This is a genomic window from Carboxylicivirga taeanensis (assembly GCF_051851475.1).
In the GTDB taxonomy this organism is placed as follows: domain Bacteria; phylum Bacteroidota; class Bacteroidia; order Bacteroidales; family Marinilabiliaceae; genus Carboxylicivirga; species Carboxylicivirga taeanensis.
The window spans coordinates 239535-257452 of record NZ_JBPUSJ010000004.1 but is presented as its reverse complement, the minus strand read 5'-3'; the positions used below and the strand labels follow the sequence as shown (position 1 = coordinate 257452).

The 17918-nt window shown below is 42.3% G+C and carries 11 protein-coding genes; all 11 read right to left on the bottom strand.

What is annotated here, in order from left to right:
- Positions 1-19: 19 nt before the first annotated feature.
- Entirely contained in the window at positions 20-1282 is a 1263-nt protein-coding gene (locus ACSX1H_RS08275) for a phosphodiester glycosidase family protein (protein ID WP_439183380.1), read from the bottom strand.
- Between the two features lie 50 nt (positions 1283-1332).
- Complete coding sequence (locus ACSX1H_RS08270; protein ID WP_439183379.1) at positions 1333-2757, bottom strand: sialate O-acetylesterase; 1425 nt, start codon at positions 2755-2757, stop codon at positions 1333-1335.
- Positions 2758-2849: 92 nt separating this feature from the next.
- The gene (locus tag ACSX1H_RS08265; RefSeq protein ID WP_439183378.1) at positions 2850-4247 is read right to left on the bottom strand and encodes a calcineurin-like phosphoesterase C-terminal domain-containing protein; all 1398 of its coding nucleotides are present in this window, start codon (positions 4245-4247) and stop codon (positions 2850-2852) included.
- A gap of 68 nt (positions 4248-4315) precedes the next feature.
- A complete protein-coding gene (locus ACSX1H_RS08260; RefSeq protein WP_439183377.1) occupies positions 4316-5695 on the bottom strand; it encodes an alpha amylase family protein in 1380 nt (459 codons plus the stop codon).
- An 85-nt stretch (positions 5696-5780) separates the two neighbouring features.
- A complete protein-coding gene (locus ACSX1H_RS08255) occupies positions 5781-7454 on the bottom strand; it encodes a DUF5018 domain-containing protein (RefSeq protein WP_439183376.1) in 1674 nt (557 codons plus the stop codon).
- A gap of 10 nt (positions 7455-7464) precedes the next feature.
- Positions 7465-9102 carry a RagB/SusD family nutrient uptake outer membrane protein gene (locus ACSX1H_RS08250; RefSeq protein ID WP_439183375.1) on the bottom strand — a complete coding sequence of 546 codons (1638 nt, stop codon included), beginning with the start codon at positions 9100-9102 and terminating at the stop codon, positions 7465-7467.
- 19 nt (positions 9103-9121) lie between these two features.
- Positions 9122-12247 (bottom strand): SusC/RagA family TonB-linked outer membrane protein, encoded by a 3126-nt coding sequence (locus ACSX1H_RS08245; RefSeq protein WP_439183374.1) that lies wholly within the window; start codon positions 12245-12247, stop codon positions 9122-9124.
- Positions 12248-12352: 105 nt separating this feature from the next.
- Complete coding sequence (locus tag ACSX1H_RS08240) at positions 12353-13525, bottom strand: n-acyl-d-glucosamine 2-epimerase (protein WP_439183373.1); 1173 nt, start codon at positions 13523-13525, stop codon at positions 12353-12355.
- Between the two features lie 19 nt (positions 13526-13544).
- Complete coding sequence (locus ACSX1H_RS08235; protein ID WP_439183372.1) at positions 13545-14930, bottom strand: sugar porter family MFS transporter; 1386 nt, start codon at positions 14928-14930, stop codon at positions 13545-13547.
- Between the two features lie 2 nt (positions 14931-14932).
- Positions 14933-16018: a DUF4434 domain-containing protein gene (locus ACSX1H_RS08230; RefSeq protein ID WP_439183371.1), complete on the bottom strand. Its 1086-nt coding sequence runs from the start codon at positions 16016-16018 to the stop codon at positions 14933-14935.
- 32 nt (positions 16019-16050) lie between these two features.
- Positions 16051-17913: an FAD-dependent oxidoreductase gene (locus ACSX1H_RS08225; RefSeq protein ID WP_439183370.1), complete on the bottom strand. Its 1863-nt coding sequence runs from the start codon at positions 17911-17913 to the stop codon at positions 16051-16053.
- Between the last annotated feature and the right edge of the window lie 5 nt (positions 17914-17918).

Below are 17918 nucleotides of genomic sequence, written 5' to 3'. Positions count from 1 at the left end.
TATTCTTATTTTTAAACTGTTAATAAACAGCTACAGCCGTTACAATTGTGCGTTGCTCGCCATCACTAGGGATAATCGTTTCCCGTCCGTTAACCAACAGACAGCTTGAACCACCACCATCGAGATTAATGGCCGCTACGCAGCCTAATTCATGTAAAAAATTGGCTACATCAAACAACGATAAACCAGGTGTATCGGGTGTTTTATTTCGTCCTTCGCAAGCAAAAAATACCAGGTACCCATGCGAGGTAATACCAATGGCTGAGCGCGGGTGGTTATAGGACGCCTGAATACCGCTGGCATTATCAAACATTTCGGACTCCCATGTTACCTTAACTTCTCCATTTTTGATAAGCATTGGGCCGGCACCAATGGCCGTTTCCGGCGCCCATTCCTGCGCCCCTTCGGGAAAAGCTTTGTTAGGAATGGGTAATGGCTCGTTGCCTGTTTTGTTAGCTGCTGGCGAAGGGTAGGCATACGTTACTCCCTGACTGGTATACACCCAATCGGCTGCGAAGCTTTGTTCCCCAAAAAAGCCAAACGCAGCCTGTGTAGGATAATATACCTTTTTCACATCATTAACAGTCCGGTACACCATTGGTGTCCCTTCGCGGACAAGCTGACCATCCCGAATGATTAACCCAAGGGCATTTCCCGAATAAAAATAGCCTGCATTTAATATGACCACCGGTTGGTTATTCGCTTCGTAAAACTCACTGGGCGTTTGGTAACCCGATTTTTCTCCCAAAACACCAAACTGTGCCTTAGGGTTATTCATGTCAGCCACAGCGATATAGGCTTTTATCTTTTTACCATCTACAGTTCCCATGTTCTCATACACCGAAAGATACTCGGGCACATTGCCAAAATTGTCTGTTCCAATCCATCCGGCACTTGAGGGATCAAAAACAGGGTTTGAAAAACTGATGTTAAACTTAAAGCTAATAACAGCCCCATTGTGCTGAACCTTGAGTATTGGCGATGCTGAAAGGTCAAGTACCATAATCTCATCCTGAGTATCAGGCAAACTTACTCCTTCGGCTAATTTCAGCTGCAGTTTTACTGCAGTTATATCTGTCCCTTTAACGAATTGCAGGCTGATGTAACGGGCGAAGTTATCTACTTCTACCTGTACCACTTCGGGTGAAATAACTTCAACAGCATCAATGTAGCTTCGGTTAATATCGGTGCTCTGCTCATTTTTATCACACGAAGCAAACACTGTAAATAACAGTAGTATTGAATAGATGCCCATCATGTTAAACTGGATTTTCATTTTCATCTTAGATAACGTTAGACGTATAATTAAAAGGCCTTTACCAATTGCTTATTTTATTCGATAACCAACCTGAACGGAGCAGCTGGCAGCCCTTCTGTATTTGACAAGTTAGAAATGACGAAGTTTTTGAAACTGTACCTTACTTCCCGAGGCTCAGGTATTGAATCATTCCAAATGGTCACCCGCGAAGAACCGCCCAAAATCTCCGCTTGGGCTGGTACAAATTCGCCATCAACGCCAGCAATTTCGAAGCCCTTTAACAACTCATTCTCGGGATAAAGTCCATTTTCAGCATGATCAAAGTAGACTTGGATTTTATTCTCTTTTTTTACATACTTATTGTAAACAGGCCCACAACAGGCTATTCCTTGTATCTGATAGGTTTGTGCCAGCGCCCAATATGCCAGCCGTTTTCCAACCTGCTTTTTGTGAGGACCATGAATACACTTTTCATTGCCTAAATCAGAGGTAAAAGCCATACCAACATTGGGAATAGAGTGCATCGACTTCAATTGCGACTCCCTGAATAATGGAAGGTTCTCTGCATTTTTGTCGTGCGAGCGATAGGGTGCAATTTCTGTGTAATATACAGGCATCTGCGGATCATTAAAAAACTGTCGCCACTGCCCTACCCAGGCTTCAAATAACCTTGAGTATAATTCCGGGTTGGCGCTGTTACTCTCGCCCTGATACCAAATAACGCCCTTTATGTCGACATCTTTAAGCGGATGAATCATGGCATTAAACAAAACTGTTGGTGTTTGGGTGGGTGACTTTATCTCCCCCTCTAACATGGACCAATTCGTTTCTTCAAAGCCCTCTAAGGTTGCCTTGTCCATCCATGGTTCAATCTTTGATGCGCTCCACGACGACGCAATAACGCCAACGGGTATATCTAACACCTCTTGCAATTGTTGGGCAAAGAAATAAGCCGTAGCACTAAAATTCCCAACATGAAGAGGTTCATGCTCTAACCAGCTTCCTTCCAGCTCACACTTAGGTGATAAGCTATAGTCTCTTTTTACAGTAAACATTCTAATGGGCTGCTCCTTGTCTGCTCCAACAATGGCATTATGCGAGCCAAACACCGGCTGACCTTTAAACCCTTTTACAGGCATTTCCATGTTAGACTGGCCGCCGCACAACCACACTTCACCAATTAATACATTATTGATGGTATGCTTATCTCCATCATTAATTTCAATGGCATGGGCAATGTTACTGCCTTTTGAAGTCGGTATCCATACTTCCCAACGGCCGTTGGTATCGCAGGATGCTTTAAAGGATTCAGAAGACCAAGATGCTTTAACTTTTACTTTATTCCCGGCATCCGACCATCCCCATATTTTCAGTGTTGAATTTTGTTGCACAACCATGTTGTCTCCAATAATGGAAGGCAACTTAATTTTTGCGTTAATATTGTTGAAATTAGTCACACAAAGTATTAACAAAAAGCAGCTTAGAACTCTAGTTTTCATCTGATTATATTTTATTTCAATTGACCTATGAATCTATCCGGAGAATAATCTTCCTCTTTGATGAGGATACCTCATGGAGTATTTTATCTGTCCTACTTACTATTCAGAGTTGCCATATAGGTGGTTCCAAAAGAATCGGTCACCCTCACCTCAATAACAGCGTTAGCCTTAGCCGGCTGTGCTTTAAACAGATGAGTCGTTTTTGAAGGCCCAATCCATTTGTAATCAAGCTTATCTTTATCAGCATATATCTTTGCCACATCCGGGTCATAGCCCTGATACTGGGTCATTTCTCCTTTGTTAACACCATCTTCATACCACTCCACAGTCCAGCCGGGGCCCCAGTTCCAAATATTGACAATGAATTCATCAGGCAGATTTGCATCATAGCCCACCGGGTAGAGCTTAAACTGATAGTCTTTTTCATACCCAATACTTTTGTAATACCAGGAAACAGAATCGTCTTCCACTTCAAATACCTGGTATCCACAAGGGGTTCCATCTGTACACACCGGTCCTTGCCACCAGGCACCCGAAACAGACGCGCAGATGTGTTCATATATATTTTCTTTATGTTGTAAGTTTTGATTACAGTGCTCATGTCCTGAGAGAATATGAGCTTTGTAAGGTTCCAGTATTTTGTATAAAGCCAGGCGATTACTAATTCCTTTTCCTAATGAAGCGTAATCAAATGCTTTACTTCCTGTTTTTATGGCTGTTGGAATATGCAAGGCCACAAAAACTAATGATCCCTCGGGTACGTGGGCTAAATCTTTTTCTAACCAATTAAGCATTTCTTCTTCCAGGTAGCCAATATAGAAGTATTGGTGCCCCAGGTAAAATACATCGTTGAGGACGACGTAATGTGCTTTACCTCTGTTAAAGGAATAATAGGAAGGACCGAAGAACGATTCGTAGGAAGCACTGCTCTTATCATTGGAACGATTATTATAATCCAAATCGTGGTTTCCAATGACTCTGAAAAACGGAATCTCAAGTTGGTTAAGGGTGGAAATATATTGAGGATAGATAGAGTGCTTATCTGCTACTAAATCGCCACAATCAATTCCAAAAAATGTTTCTTTTAGTGGGTGTTGGTTTACTAATTGCCGGCAATCATCAATTGCTTTCTCATACATAGTGAACTCTTTATCTTTGAGCAATTGTGCATCGGCATGTAAGAGAAAAGCATGCTTGTTATCGGAGCTTTCAAGCGGCATCAATTCAAAATCATAACCTTTTTCTTTGTTTTCCTGAATCTGGTGATAGAATAGTGGCGTGCCATTCTCCACAGTTATTTGATATCCAGACGGAATGGAGATAAACACAAAGGCATTACCCTTGCGAATTGGTAAGGAGTATCGCCCCTTAGCATCAGATGAGGTTACAGAATAGCCATTTGAGACGACTATATCCTTGAGGCCTTTTCCCTGGCAAGTAACTCTGCCAGAAATTGTTTGTCCAAATACATCCAAACATAATATTAACAAAAAGCTTAGGATTAAGCTTCTACCTGTAACTATTCTATAACCAGTCATCATCATCATTTTGCAAATGTTTATTTTTCAGTGCTTATTGCTTCATCAATGCCCTCTTTAACGTATGGCCACTGATTTTTAAGCTTTAGGTGTATCATATCGAACAAGAAATATCCATCGCAAGCATTTATTGCCGCATCAACCGATTGAGTGATTGCACTATTGATTGTTGCATCGCTTTCGGTTGCCCATGCACCATTGCCAATATCAGGACCTCCAATCACCACAGCATCTTTACGAATTTTATCTTTAGCCTGCTGACAGAATCCCTGAATAGTCCACTCATTGCTACCATATACTTTTGTTGGCGCGGCATAAGCCCCTATCAACATCACATCCATGTGGTCGGCATATCCGTAAGTTTGATAGTTCTTACTGGCCCACTGGGAATAGTACGCTGATGTGTTATAATCTGGACTGGCCCAGTTAACACCCACTCCATAATACACAGAGTACCAACCACCTACATACACACCAAACTGAATATCAGGATTAACTCCTTTAACCCGGTTGCGTGCGCTTTCCATAAAATCATGAATAACTTTGGCTCTGAACTCCAGCCATTGTTTAAAATAGACTGGCAAAGTGGAAGGTAAGTTTCCGGGCTTCGTGCCAGGAACCATCACATCGTTGGGAAAGTTGGCCACTTGGTGTCCCAGGAATTGTTCGAACTTAGCCTTTGTGTAGTCCGAAAAGTCACTGCCAAACTCATCGAAACGGCCCCTATCAAGGATGATACCGTCAAGGTTTTCATAAGCAGCCAGATCTTCTACTAATTGCAATAAAAAGTTTTGTACCTCTTCATTTACCGGATTGAAAAATTTAGAACCACTACCTCCTTTGTCCAAGGTGTTAATGATGCCCGATTCAGTCAATAGTTCTGTTGCCCAGCTCTTTTTCGTAGCATCGCGGAAGAGTAAGCCCTCACCGCCCAAACTTGTGGCATTTCCTCCTGAAAAAGTATTGATTCCTGCGAAAATCTTCAGGCCTAAGCTATGACCTGTTTCAATAAACGCATCCAGATAATCCCATGTTGCAGTTCTTTCGATTTTGGAATACCCCTCAGGCAACCATGCGCCTAACCATTTCACCTGGTCAACCACGTCGGTTTTAAATAGCACATCCCCTGTTGTAGGCCTTACATCAACTACTACATGTGTAAAACCAGCCTCCTTTGCAAGTTTTAAATCTCTCAGTATGTTTTCTTTGCTATTTGCAAAATCGGGAAAATTAGCGGCCGCATCGACCCAAATCACTTTCGGTTTATCAATATTGGCTACTTCTTCGTCATCCCACTCCCATGTTACCTCATTGTCGTCATCTTTACACGATGACAAGGAGAAGAAGGACATAAGACAAAGCGTTAGAACGAACGGTTTGAATGCCTGTTTAAATCTCATTGGGAAGTATTTCATTGTTATTACTGTTACATTAATTATCCAAAAACCTGGTGCTTGCTTTAACAAGCACCAAGTCAAATTAAACTCAGATATCTAGACAGTCGAACTGGTATCCAACTACATATCCGTTGGTAAACATGAAGTAAACATACAAGAAGAAGCCATCTTCTGAAGTAACCATGGCCACATCACCTGTTCCATTGGCATTAGCAACTACTGGTGTCACAGCATTTGCACCAAATTTGTTACGCTCGCACTCCCAAACAACAGCCCCACAGGTACCGGTTTCAGGATTACCTCTGAAGGTAGCTGAACTGGTAACATCCAGTAGCCAAACCACATCAGCAGATGCATAAGGATACCCATTTACCCAATTATGCAATGTGTATTTGGCATTATTAAACTGGGTGTAATCTACAGCATTTGTATAAAATTGTGTATTAACTGCGTCCAACGCCATACTTACCGTATTCGTTGAGCCATCTACCCATGCAAAGGTATTGTCGGTAGAAGATGCAACATAGTAGTCACTGGTCACATCTGTATTGGAGGTATATACAATATCACAGTGTGCTCCCCATCCATTTGCTAACCCACTCATTGTAACGATTTCAGGCTCTTGTGATGTTAACACGCCTCCAACCACGGTCCAACGAGCAAACTTTTGTCCGGCGGCTAAAATTGGCGCAGTAATAATGGCATCACTATTAATACTTCCCTGAATGGACATCTTCCGTCCCATTGCCTGACCACCTGCGTATTCGATGTACAACTCAGGTGCAGCGCCAAGACCTTTAATACTCCATATTTTAAAGCTACCAGCATTAGGAGCCAGGTTACAAACCAGAACATTACCTGCATCATCGGCAGTGCTGTAGAAGTTTGTCAAACCACCTTTGATAGCCCCTAATTCAATTTCACCCAACATTTCACCATTTTTAGGATCGATATAGATGCTGTTAAGATTCCGTGTATTAATTGCAACAAAATCTTTTGTAGCAGCAATACCACCGGTAACATTATCAACTGTAATGCCCAAATCAGACTTCAGATGTTTTGCAAACATAAGTTTGCCACTTCCTAAACGGATACCATATGGCAGTTTATTCGGAGCACTCTTCATCACCGAATATACACTTTTTGAAACCCCGTCGTGTGCAGTTACCGTTAAGTCAAAACCCCCTTCATAGTCTAACTTTTCCACCGATGGATCGGGCGAAATAGTGGCATGGTATGAGAGTGTTACCTCTGCCAAAGCCGGTTCAATAATATCTGTCGTAACCAACGTTATTGTTTTTGACTCTTCATTGACAATGCCAGTTAAACCCAATGACGGTAATGCAAACTCTTTTATTTGGCATTGGTTACTTTTATAAATTTCGCTGGTAATAATATATTCCTTTTTCTCTTTCACCTGATCCGTTAATGTAATCACATTTTCCTGATTCAAATCCATGTACAAAAGAGCCGGGCTAATGATCACATTATCATCAAGGTTAGCAGACATGCGCATGTGCTGCAATTGTTCGGCTGTTACCTGGTTATTGCTACTTTCAGGGAAGTAGTAAGGAATTGGAATCACAATTTTATTACTTCCTTCGGTAATGGTTCCGGTGAATTCTCCGCTACCATCAGCAAACTTGGCCTTAATGCTGTTAATTCCACCTCTTGATACGGATGGCTTCAGGTCGTCTGGCTGCTGACAACCACTCATAACGCCAAGTGTAATGCAAATAAATGCTGTTAATATCTTTTTCATAGTCTAATAGTTATTTCCATTCATCATATTGTTCAATGGCTGAGTTATTAGCCAGTTCATCGTAAGGAACAGGTAACACATAACTCTTCTCTAAAAACTTACGATCCTGCAAGTCACAATCCACATATTGGTAATTGTAACCACTGCCGCTAGGAGTAATTTTCAGACCATGCACCCGGTAGTTATTGTACTCAACATGAGCCAATTTCCATCTGCGCATGTCCCAATACAAATGTCCTTCGTAAGCCAATTCAACTTTACGTTCCTGACGGATGGCTTTGAATAATTCACCCCCAGAAATAGGAGCCAATGCAGGTATACCGAAACCATTACGTGTTCTTACCACGTTTAAGTCCGCCACTGCCTCACCACTTTTATTGAGGTGATAGTTAGCTTCTGCGCGGTTTAAATACACCTCAGCTAAACGCAGCTCAACCCATGTTTGCGTGCTCTTGTAAGTTACTAAATCAGTATTTGACTCATCACGGAACTTGCGCAAGTAATAACCGGTTGTTGTTCGACCCTGAGCATACGTTTCATCGCGATAGCCCATGTAACGCCCAAATGTTCCATCCACACAGTTTTCCATTACATTGTCCATCCAGGTACATCCGTTGTAAATAACTGTTGCATGAAAGCGGGGATCTAACTCCTGGTAAGGAGGAGTTGTTGTTGTACCTCCTTCTGTATGCCAGGCACTCCAGTCTACTGAACCACCATCCTTATGCTCGTAACTCTCCACCATTTCCTGAGTAGGTGTTCCACTGCCACCTTGGTTCTCAATCTCACCAAAGGTTGCATAATCTTTGTCGAAAGAGTGATTTGGTCCTTGAATCTGGTAATTATATTCAAGTATAGACTCCGTATTATTACCAACTGTAGCCTCTGCATAATTATCGACAAGGCTATATTTACCAAGCTCTATAACTTTGGTGGCAGCATCTTTGGCACTTTGCCAACGCTTAGCGTACAACATGGCCCTGGATTTAAAGGCCCAGGCTGCTCCTTTAGTGATGCGGCCCTTTTCAGAACCAGTCCATTCGGCCGGTAGCAATTCAGCCGCTCTATCCAAATCCTCTTCAATTAAATTCCAGGTTTCCGCGGCTGTTGCACGTGGCTTATCTTTCTGTAAGTCCATGTTAGTGTACAGAATAACCCCATCGTGACGCTTCGCCAGCTGGAAATACAAAAAGGCTCTGAAGAAAAGTGCCTGGCCTTCCACCACATTATTATCCTCTTCGTCTAATTGAGAGTACTTACTCAAACCTACTAGAAACTCATTTACGCGACGAATGCGCTCATAGGTTGTACTCCAGGTATCTAAAAGGTTACCGGTTGGCGACATGGTTTCTGGAGTAAAAACATAAGCGTTCGCATCACCCGCTTTCGGACCTAGAGCGTATGAACCATATTTCAAAGTTTCCGTCAGACCTTCGGTCATGCTCCCTTTGAACTGAGAATTACCAAAATTGCCATATCGATCGATATAAGGGTAAAATCCGTTCAGGTAGATATTAATACTCTCATAGCTTTCCCAGGCCAGTTTGTCTGATACGCGGTCTTTAGGCATCGTATCCAGCCAATCTGAGCAACTGCACAAACTTGTCGCAAAGACAAATAAGATATATTTTAAATATTTGAATTTCATAAGATTATCAATTTGATTATTAGAAATCTAATTTAACACCAACAGACATTACCCTTTGCTGAGGATAGTAGCCACTATTAACACCTGGTGCTTCGGGATCAATGCCATAACCACTTACATGGCTTAGGGTGAATAGATTCTGTCCTTCAGCATATACTCTGATATTGCCGATTCCTGCCCTTTCAATCCATCGTTTAGGAATGCTGTAACCAATTTGCATGTTTTTAAGGCGCAGGTAATCCCCATTGCGGTACCAATAGGTGGATGCATAGCCATTATTGGAACTGGCAGGAACTAATGACAAACGTGGAAATTCAGCTCCTCTGTTATCCTCGCGCCATGAATTCTCCACCAGGTATTTTGGTGAGTTACCACCGTGGTAAAATGGTCGTGACATAGACGTATGATCCATGATGTAGTTATGGTAGACACCTGTTAAGGCAATATCACGGCCTAATGCACCTGCGAACCTAATCGAGAAATCCAGATTCTTCCAGCCACCTGACAGGTTGATACCTCCCACAAACTTAGGAATCCCTGATTTACCAACGAAACCACGATCCTGATCATATGAAATGACGCCATCCCCATTTAAATCGCGATACCTGATATCGCCCACGCGTACATCTTTTCCGACGATGGTTGGCGAATTATCAATTTCTTCCTGGCTTTGGAACAAGCCATCGGCAATAAACCCAACTTGTGCACCTACTTCTTTACCAGTTACTTTTAACCAATCAGGTGTATTCTCTGAATCGCCATAACGCAACCAAGTTCTTTTGGTATAAGTACCTGTAAGACCTACCCGGTAGTGGAAATCACCAATACGGTTTGTATGGGTTAATGATACCTCAAAACCCTTATGCTCCTGCTCGTTGTTATTTTCATAAGCAAACACATAGCCCCCAAAGGAAGGAGGATAAGTTGCAGCCAATGAAGAAAGCATATCATACTTAAATTTATAGAATACATCAAATTCCACAGCCAATAGGCCATTCCACATATGGGCATCAATACCAGCATTGTATTGAAGTGCTTTTGCCCAGGTTAAATTAATGTTACCTGGCTTAGAAGTGTACATACCCGATTGAGGAGATCCTCCCAGAATAACAGCTGGATCATCTAACATCTGCATGGTATTCAGGTAAGTGTAAGGACTTACCTCTGTCGTACCAGTTAAGCCTACACCTGCTCTTAATTTCAGGTTATTAATAAAGCTCACGTTATTGGCAAACCAATCTTCCTGTGAGATGCGCCAGCCGGCAGAAGCCGCCGGGAATGGACTCCAGCGTTTGCCACCAACCATTCCACCAAACACATCGCTACCATCGTAACGCATGGATACTTCGGCCATGTACTTTTGATCGAAATCGTAAGTTACACGTGCCAGATATCCGGCCAACCTTCTGTTATAGCTAGTACCTGACACCTTAGTCTTATCCTGAATATTTGCAAAATCCAGCTCATCCAATTCCAGGATTGGAAAGCCATAACCATAAGCAGCAAACTTATTTCCAGTACGCTCCTTCGTTTCCACCAACGCCAATGCAGTAAAGGAATGCTTACCAAACGCCCCTTCGTACTTCAGGCTGGTATTAGTCGTTAGGTTGGCCGAATAACTAAGTCCCTCTCCTAAAGAAGCCAGGTTACCTCGCGGATCATTTGTCAAACTGTAGGAAATATCAGTGTTTGACGCTGATGGCAATGATGCTACATACGTTTGGTAGGGTGTAGAGAAATTCTTAGACGTTTGGTAATTAATATCATAAGCTGCTAAAAACTTAGCAGATAAGCCCTTTATAAAAGGCACTTCATAATTCAAAGCTAAATTAGTCTGCACCTTATTGCTTAAATTGTTTTTGTAACCAGACTCCTCAGCTGCTGCAATGGGGTTAATGTAAACACTCGATGTGCGCGTTGAAACGGGTATCCCATCAATTTCACTGGGCACATAAGGATGTGCTCTCAGCGCCTGCTGCGGAATATTGTTCCAATCGTTAGGACTTCCACTAAAAGCCGGGGAATTTCTATCTTCAATACGACCCGAAATATCAAAGGTCAAATCCAGATTATTGGCCACACGGGCATCAATATTTGAACGAATGTTAATTCGATCGTAATTAAAGCCGGACAGGTTTCCTTTCTGACTGTAGGTACCTAATGATACAAAATATTGTAACTTCTCGCTTCCACCGCTGGCATTCAGGTTGAAATTGGAGTTAGTTCCAACACCAAACGCCTCTTTATACCAGTTGGTATTGCCCCAACCATCAGACGGATCATTATTCAGCATCATTTCAATGTGCTTTGAGGTAAACACAGGGGCATCACCATCCATCTCACGCGCCTTGTTATACCAGTAAGCGTAACCAGGGCCATCCAACATCTCCAGCATATTCGCATTGGAGCTGATACCATAACCACCTGTAAACGATATTCGTGAAGCTCCACTTCGACCCCTTTTGGTAGTCACAATCACCACTGCATTGGCATCCAAACCATACACCGATGCAGAAGCTGCATCTTTCAGTACTGATATGGTAGCAATTTCATTGGGATCAATTTCATTGAAGTCACGCTCAACACCATCTACAATGTATTTGGCACCTTCACCACGAATACTAATGCTCGCAGCATCGCTACCCGGCTGACCTGATGTTTGATTAGTAATTACCCCGGAAATTAAACCACCCAGCATATTACTTACGTTTGCTACCGGTGCTTTCTCCAGCTCTTTGCCATTAATCTGGCTAACCGCCCCGGTAATACTGGCACGTTTTTGGGTACCGTAACCAACTACCACCACTTCGTCAAGCCCTAATTCTTCGGTCTTTAGAACGATATTCAGCTCGGTGCGGTTATTTAAAGGTACGGTTTGATTAACAAACCCAATACAAGTAAATAGCAGAGATACATCGTTAGATGGTACCTCTAACTCAAATCGCCCATCGATATTAACTATGGTACCAATGGTGGTGTTCTCAACAATAATGGCCGCACCAATAACTGGTTCGTTTTGCTCATCGACCACAGTTCCTCTCACCATAACTTGTGCCTGGGCACTGCTCTCTAATGCGAGAAAAAGGAATGAAAGGAGCAAGTAAATGCCTAACCTTCGAAAAGGTTTAATGAATTTTTTCCTCATTTTAATGATTTTAGTAATTGAAGTATTATAGTACAGATGCAAAATGATCTACGTCTAGATTCTGTTAGCTGTTTTCCCGAAACGCTGATTTTGCTTAATTCAATATTATTTATCTTGTGATAATTCTTCGAGCAATTGCCAGCACTGGTATAAACCTCGTGGCACGTGAAAGCATCCTTTCCATTTGCCACCCTTTAAGGGCAGCAATACCTCTCCCTGGCGGTTTAAATACCCAAACCACTCACCATTGGCAGTATCGGGGAACCGGTCCCAGGTGTATTTATGCAGTTTCTTAAACCACTCCAGACTCTCTTCTGAACCCGTAAGCTTGTAACCTTTAAGCGTCGTAATAAGGGCCTCCAGATGCACCCACCACAGCTTCTGATCGTGCTCTAATTGCTGTGGAGGATAGCCCAGGCGGTCTTTAAAATAAACGATTCCGCCGTACTGCTCATCCCATCCATAATTAATCATCTTAAGCGCCACCTCATTCGCTTTTTGCACTAACTCGGGCCGGTTAAGCCTCACCCCTAAGTCCATAATGAACCACATGGCTTCGATGGCATGACCGGGATTTACCAATCGCCCCTCAAAGGAATCTGAAAGCTGACCATCTTTGGTTACATTCTCAACCACAATACCCAGTTCGGGACGATAAAACACATTCATCACCTCATAAATGCATTTTTCAATGGTTTCGTGCAGAACAGTAGGTTCAAGTAAAAACTCAATCTCTAAGGCCAGATTACAAAGAATCATTGGCAGTGCAAAATCTTTCAGCTCACGCGTGCCTGCGTGTGCTTTGCTCCATTTTCCTTTGGGGTTGCTACTTTTTGCTAAAATAACCTCCCAGGTGCTTTTTGCTACATGCGCATACTCCTCGTTACCGGTAGCTTTATAAAGCTGGCCGAAAGCCATTGTTGCAAAAGTGTAACTAAAGATATTGTAAGGCTCAATTAAAGGCTTTCCTTCCTTGTTGAGGCTGAAATACCAGTTATAATTTCCATCGTGCCCGTTGCTGGCAAGAAACTTGGCCCCATGTATTGCACAATCCAACCATTCCTGCTTCTTCTCAACTTTGTTATATAACATGGAGAAGAGCCAAACCTGCCTGGCTTGTAACCATATGAACTTATCACTATCGAACACCTTACCCTTCTGATCGAGACAAGTAAAGTATCCTCCATCCTCCATATCCAGGCTATTATCTAACCAAAAAGGCAATACACTCCCAAACAGCTCCTTTTTATAGGAGCTGGCCAATTCTTTAAAATCCATTATATAATCTTAATTTAAATTATTCCCAGTGTTGCTCTATTTCTTCCAGCGACTTTCCTGCTGTCTCTGGTATTTTTCTCCATACAATCCACATATAAGGCAAACACATAAAAGCGAATAAGAGGAATGTACCTGCTGGTTTTGCATTTTCCAACAACCAGGGTGTTAATTGTCCTATACAATAGGTGCCAATCCACAACGAAAACCCAGCAATTGACATGGCCACTCCCCGGATTTTAGTCGGATACATTTCGGATAAGAGTACCCATACAACAGCACATATTGAAATGGCACAACAAAAAATGTAAGCCAAAAAGAAGATCAGTAGTAGATAACTGTAGTCAGTTGAACCAAACTTAAAGAAAGCTGCTAAAGCCACTAAGCTGATTAACATCCCTGATACACCAAAATAAACCAATTTCTTACGTCCTACTTTATCAATAATTAGCAAGGCAATAACCGTGGTAATAGTATTGACTAAACCAACCAGAATCTGATAGAAAAGCGAATCTCCTCCTGAAAGCCCGCTACTCTCGAAAATCATTGGTCCATAGTACAGTACAGCATTCACTCCCATAAATTGTCCAAGGATAGCAATCAGTACTCCATAAACAATGGCCTTAAAGATTCCAGGCTTTCTTATGAGCGTCCAATCTGACCCAACTGCACTTTGAATACTGGTTTTAATTTCACTTAGCTGCTGGTTTACTGCCTCTTTACCGATGTAAATTTTATTCAAAGTACTGAGCGCTTCGGCCTCATTATTTTTAGAAATTAACCAACGAGGGCTCTCCGGAATGAAGAAAATGAGGATAAAGAAGATTAAGGCAGGTAATGTTTCTGCACCCAACATCCCTCTCCAAAACTCCTTGCCAAAAATGTAATTAGCGAAGCCTGTTGCATCTGGAGATAGCGCTGACGAATACTCTAAAATGTGGTAGTTTACCCAGTAAGCACCTAAAAAACCAACGGTTATCGCCAATTGATAGGTCGCGACTAAACTACCTCGCAGTCTCGTTACCGCTAGTTCACTGATGTACAATGGCGATATAATAGATACAACGCCAATTCCAATTCCTCCAATAATCCGGTAAAATACCAGCGCACTAAAACTATTGACCATGGTACAACCAATGGCTGACATGCTAAATAATACTGCCGCAGCTACCATAGTTTTCTTTCGACCATATTTATCACCAACGACCCCGGCTACCGATACGCCGAAGATGGAGCCAATTAGCGCGCAACCTACGTACCATCCCTGCTGAATAACATCCAGCTGAAATTGCTCGGCCACTTTGACTATCGTTCCGGAAATCACTGCTGTATCGTACCCGAATAGAAAACCACCGCAAGCCGCAATAACAGATAGGAATGTTACGTATTTTATATTTTCACTCCGCATAGTTACTTAATATTAAAGTATTCTTTATACCTGTTGTAAAGGTGCCCTGCCTGACCATACGCCGATTGTGGCGACATAAAGTGCGGGAACTCAAAGGTGATTGCCTTGTCGTAGCCTGCACGCTGAGCTGCTTCGAGCTTTAGGCGCAGCTTATCAAATTTAATTGGCAAGAATTTAATTGGCATATCACGGTCAAATGTTTCTGCATTCGTCCAGCACTGCATGCCATATTTATCAGCCATCTTCTTATTCACCTCAAAGAAGGCATCCAGCTCATCGTAATCGATATGACCATCCTGAAATGCCACTGCATCAATCACATCATTAATACCATCGAAAATCTCACTCCATTCTCTTTCGTGTTCGCGAACCGATACGGCCTGTGCTTTTGTAAGACCAGAGCTAGCTGCCTGAACGGCTTTTTTACCATCAATCCAAGGACTGATAAACGTTGGCAAACCACCCGATACATCCTTACATTGTTTACCCATTGTATGGAATGCTCCAATTGCTCCTTTTGTTTTTCGGCTAATCTCACCACTCACGTACCAGCCCTGGAAGCTCTTATACTTTGAGCCATAGTTCTCCCACACCTCGTCAATCACGTACTTATTATCTTCTACTTCCCACGACAAGTCGCCTGTATCCCAATATTTACCTGAGTCGTACAGGCCGAAATAGAACTTCATATCGTACTTATCGGCCAAACGCAGATACATATCTAACAAATCGGTACTTGGCTTATAGCACCCTTTACCAATCAGGTATTTACTTGGATAAGTAATAAACTTTCGGTAGCCTGAACGAATCATAATAACCGTATCGATACCAATGGCTTTCATGTGCTGAAAATCCTGGTCCCACTCTTTTTCTCCCCAGTTTTGGTGAGGAATGTCATGCGATATTTCGTCCAAAAATGTTCCAGTCAGTTTTAAACCCTGCGCTTTTGGCACGATCAAACCACTACCCTGCCCAGCATCTGAAATTACATTACTTTTTGCAACGTTACACGCTTGCGCACCATTCAGCATAAAAGCACCGGCTCCTGCCATTGATACTTTCTTTAAAAAATCACGCCTATTTTTCATTTCAATACTTATATTTTAATGTCTGAATACAATCAATTAATGAACCCACCGTCGATTCCAACAGCTTTTCTATTAAATGGGTCTAGCAGATAATCGACTAAGACAGCGAATTCACCTCGCTTAATCGGCGTATTAAAGGAAAACCCTTCTTTGACGTTTAAAAGGCTAAATACTTCTTCCTTTTGGCTGCTTGTCAAAGTAATTCCTTCTGCATCCGAGATGTTATCGATGAGTTGAAGGGCTTCTTTCCACGAAACTGAATTATCTGTTTCGCCATTAAACTTTACCGATGGATACACATCGTTTAAGTCCGACAGATGCGAAGCTAAAAGCAAAGAATCAGCGTTAATCCAAGTCTGGTTGCTCCAATCCACATTTTTGCCTTCGCCTTTTAAAATACCCGTTGAACCAATTCGTTGCAACGATTTAAACCATGGGTGGTCTAACTGAACATCCAGGTAAGGCAATAAATAACACTTGCTATCCAGCAAGGTATTCTGTAAAGTTCGAACTGGTACGTCACCCACATTCATATTTTCATTAACAGCAAGGGCGGCAAGGGCACCGGCAGCTTGTCCGATTTGCAACACAACAGGCTGTAAACGCGTCGTTCCATTTACCAGGTTACTCACACTAATTGACTTTTCGGCCACAATAAAATTGTCCACACTTTTCGGAAGTATTGTCCCCATTGGCAAGCCATAGGAAGGAATTGCATAAAAGTACAGGTTTGGCAGTTCAGACCATCCGCTGTACCTCGCGTGGTGATGATCAACGGGATAATCGCCAACAGCAATACATGTGCGATATAGCTTGTTTTCCTGCTTATAAGGCTCTACAATATCATTCAAATTAAATCTAACCTTACCTTTTATCCGGCGCGACTCACGGTGGTAGGGTATGAGCGGCATTAAATCTTCAGTAGGAAATTCGTCATCTGCCAGGTATAAATTTTTAAAGCCCAATTCGTGCTGAATAAAGTATACGAATTTCATGGTAAAATCCTTGGCCAGCTGATAAGCTTCCTCGCGCTCTGCATCAGACATATCAATGGTATTGATGTAGTAATCGTTTCCATCAATCGGCCAGTTAATCATGTACTTATTATTTGGCAATTGACCATAGGTAATCAGCATCTCTTTTGACCACATGCGCTCTGGTTCTTTTGGGTTGATGCAGTGCTCATTAATACATGAACAAGCAAAATCTTTAGGATCATAACCCTTGGGCTGCTCAATGCTCATGTCACGACCATAATCTTTCAGAATAGCTACATAGGTGAGATCCTGAATAATATCGTTCGCTTTTTCTGGGGCGATGGATTCATTGGTATCATACTTACTCTCCATACCAATATCGTAAGGCACATTAAGCGCTGCAGCAACATCGCCCAACTCAGTAGCATCAATCAACACTTTACCACTAATAACCGATACTTTGCCATCCTTTTCAACGGTCACCTCATACACATCCTCCTGTTTCGTAACCTGCTTCCATTCTGTTTGATAAAGCACCTCTATCTTGCTCTCTGCGGCCACTATCTGCTTAAGGATACGGTTACCCACCGATGGCTCAAACAGCACATGACTCACCCATCCGGTTTTTAAACTATCCAAGCCCCCATAATTGGCCGCCAGACTATCTCTGAATTCTCCAAAAAAGCCCGATGGCAAATTATAGTTCCCATCAACAGCACTAACACCGGCACTGGTTAACATACCACCCAGCCAGTCTGACTTTTCAATCAACACCACGTTTGCTCCCTGACGAGCAGCTTGCACACTAGCTGCAACACCACTAGCTCCGCCACCAATAACAATTACAGTATCGCCAGGTTTATTTGGCGCACATGCTACAAGAGCAAATAATAAGATAATTTTCAAAAAACTTTTCATAATAA

Bases quoted from the DNA above. Each gene is read 5' to 3' on its own strand.
- ACSX1H_RS08275 (WP_439183380.1), bottom strand. From the start codon at position 1,282: ATGAAAATGAAAATCCAGTTTAACATGATGGGCATCTATTCAATACTA.
- ACSX1H_RS08270 (WP_439183379.1), bottom strand. From the start codon at position 2,757: ATGAAAACTAGAGTTCTAAGCTGCTTTTTGTTAATACTTTGTGTGACT.
- ACSX1H_RS08260 (WP_439183377.1), bottom strand. From the start codon at position 5,695: ATGAGATTTAAACAGGCATTCAAACCGTTCGTTCTAACGCTTTGTCTT.
- ACSX1H_RS08255 (WP_439183376.1), bottom strand. From the start codon at position 7,454: ATGAAAAAGATATTAACAGCATTTATTTGCATTACACTTGGCGTTATG.
- ACSX1H_RS08250 (WP_439183375.1), bottom strand. From the start codon at position 9,102: ATGAAATTCAAATATTTAAAATATATCTTATTTGTCTTTGCGACAAGT.
- ACSX1H_RS08245 (WP_439183374.1), bottom strand. From the start codon at position 12,247: ATGAGGAAAAAATTCATTAAACCTTTTCGAAGGTTAGGCATTTACTTG.
- ACSX1H_RS08240 (WP_439183373.1), bottom strand. From the start codon at position 13,525: ATGGATTTTAAAGAATTGGCCAGCTCCTATAAAAAGGAGCTGTTTGGG.
- ACSX1H_RS08235 (WP_439183372.1), bottom strand. From the start codon at position 14,930: ATGCGGAGTGAAAATATAAAATACGTAACATTCCTATCTGTTATTGCG.
- ACSX1H_RS08230 (WP_439183371.1), bottom strand. From the start codon at position 16,018: ATGAAAAATAGGCGTGATTTTTTAAAGAAAGTATCAATGGCAGGAGCC.
- ACSX1H_RS08225 (WP_439183370.1), bottom strand. From the start codon at position 17,913: ATGAAAAGTTTTTTGAAAATTATCTTATTATTTGCTCTTGTAGCATGT.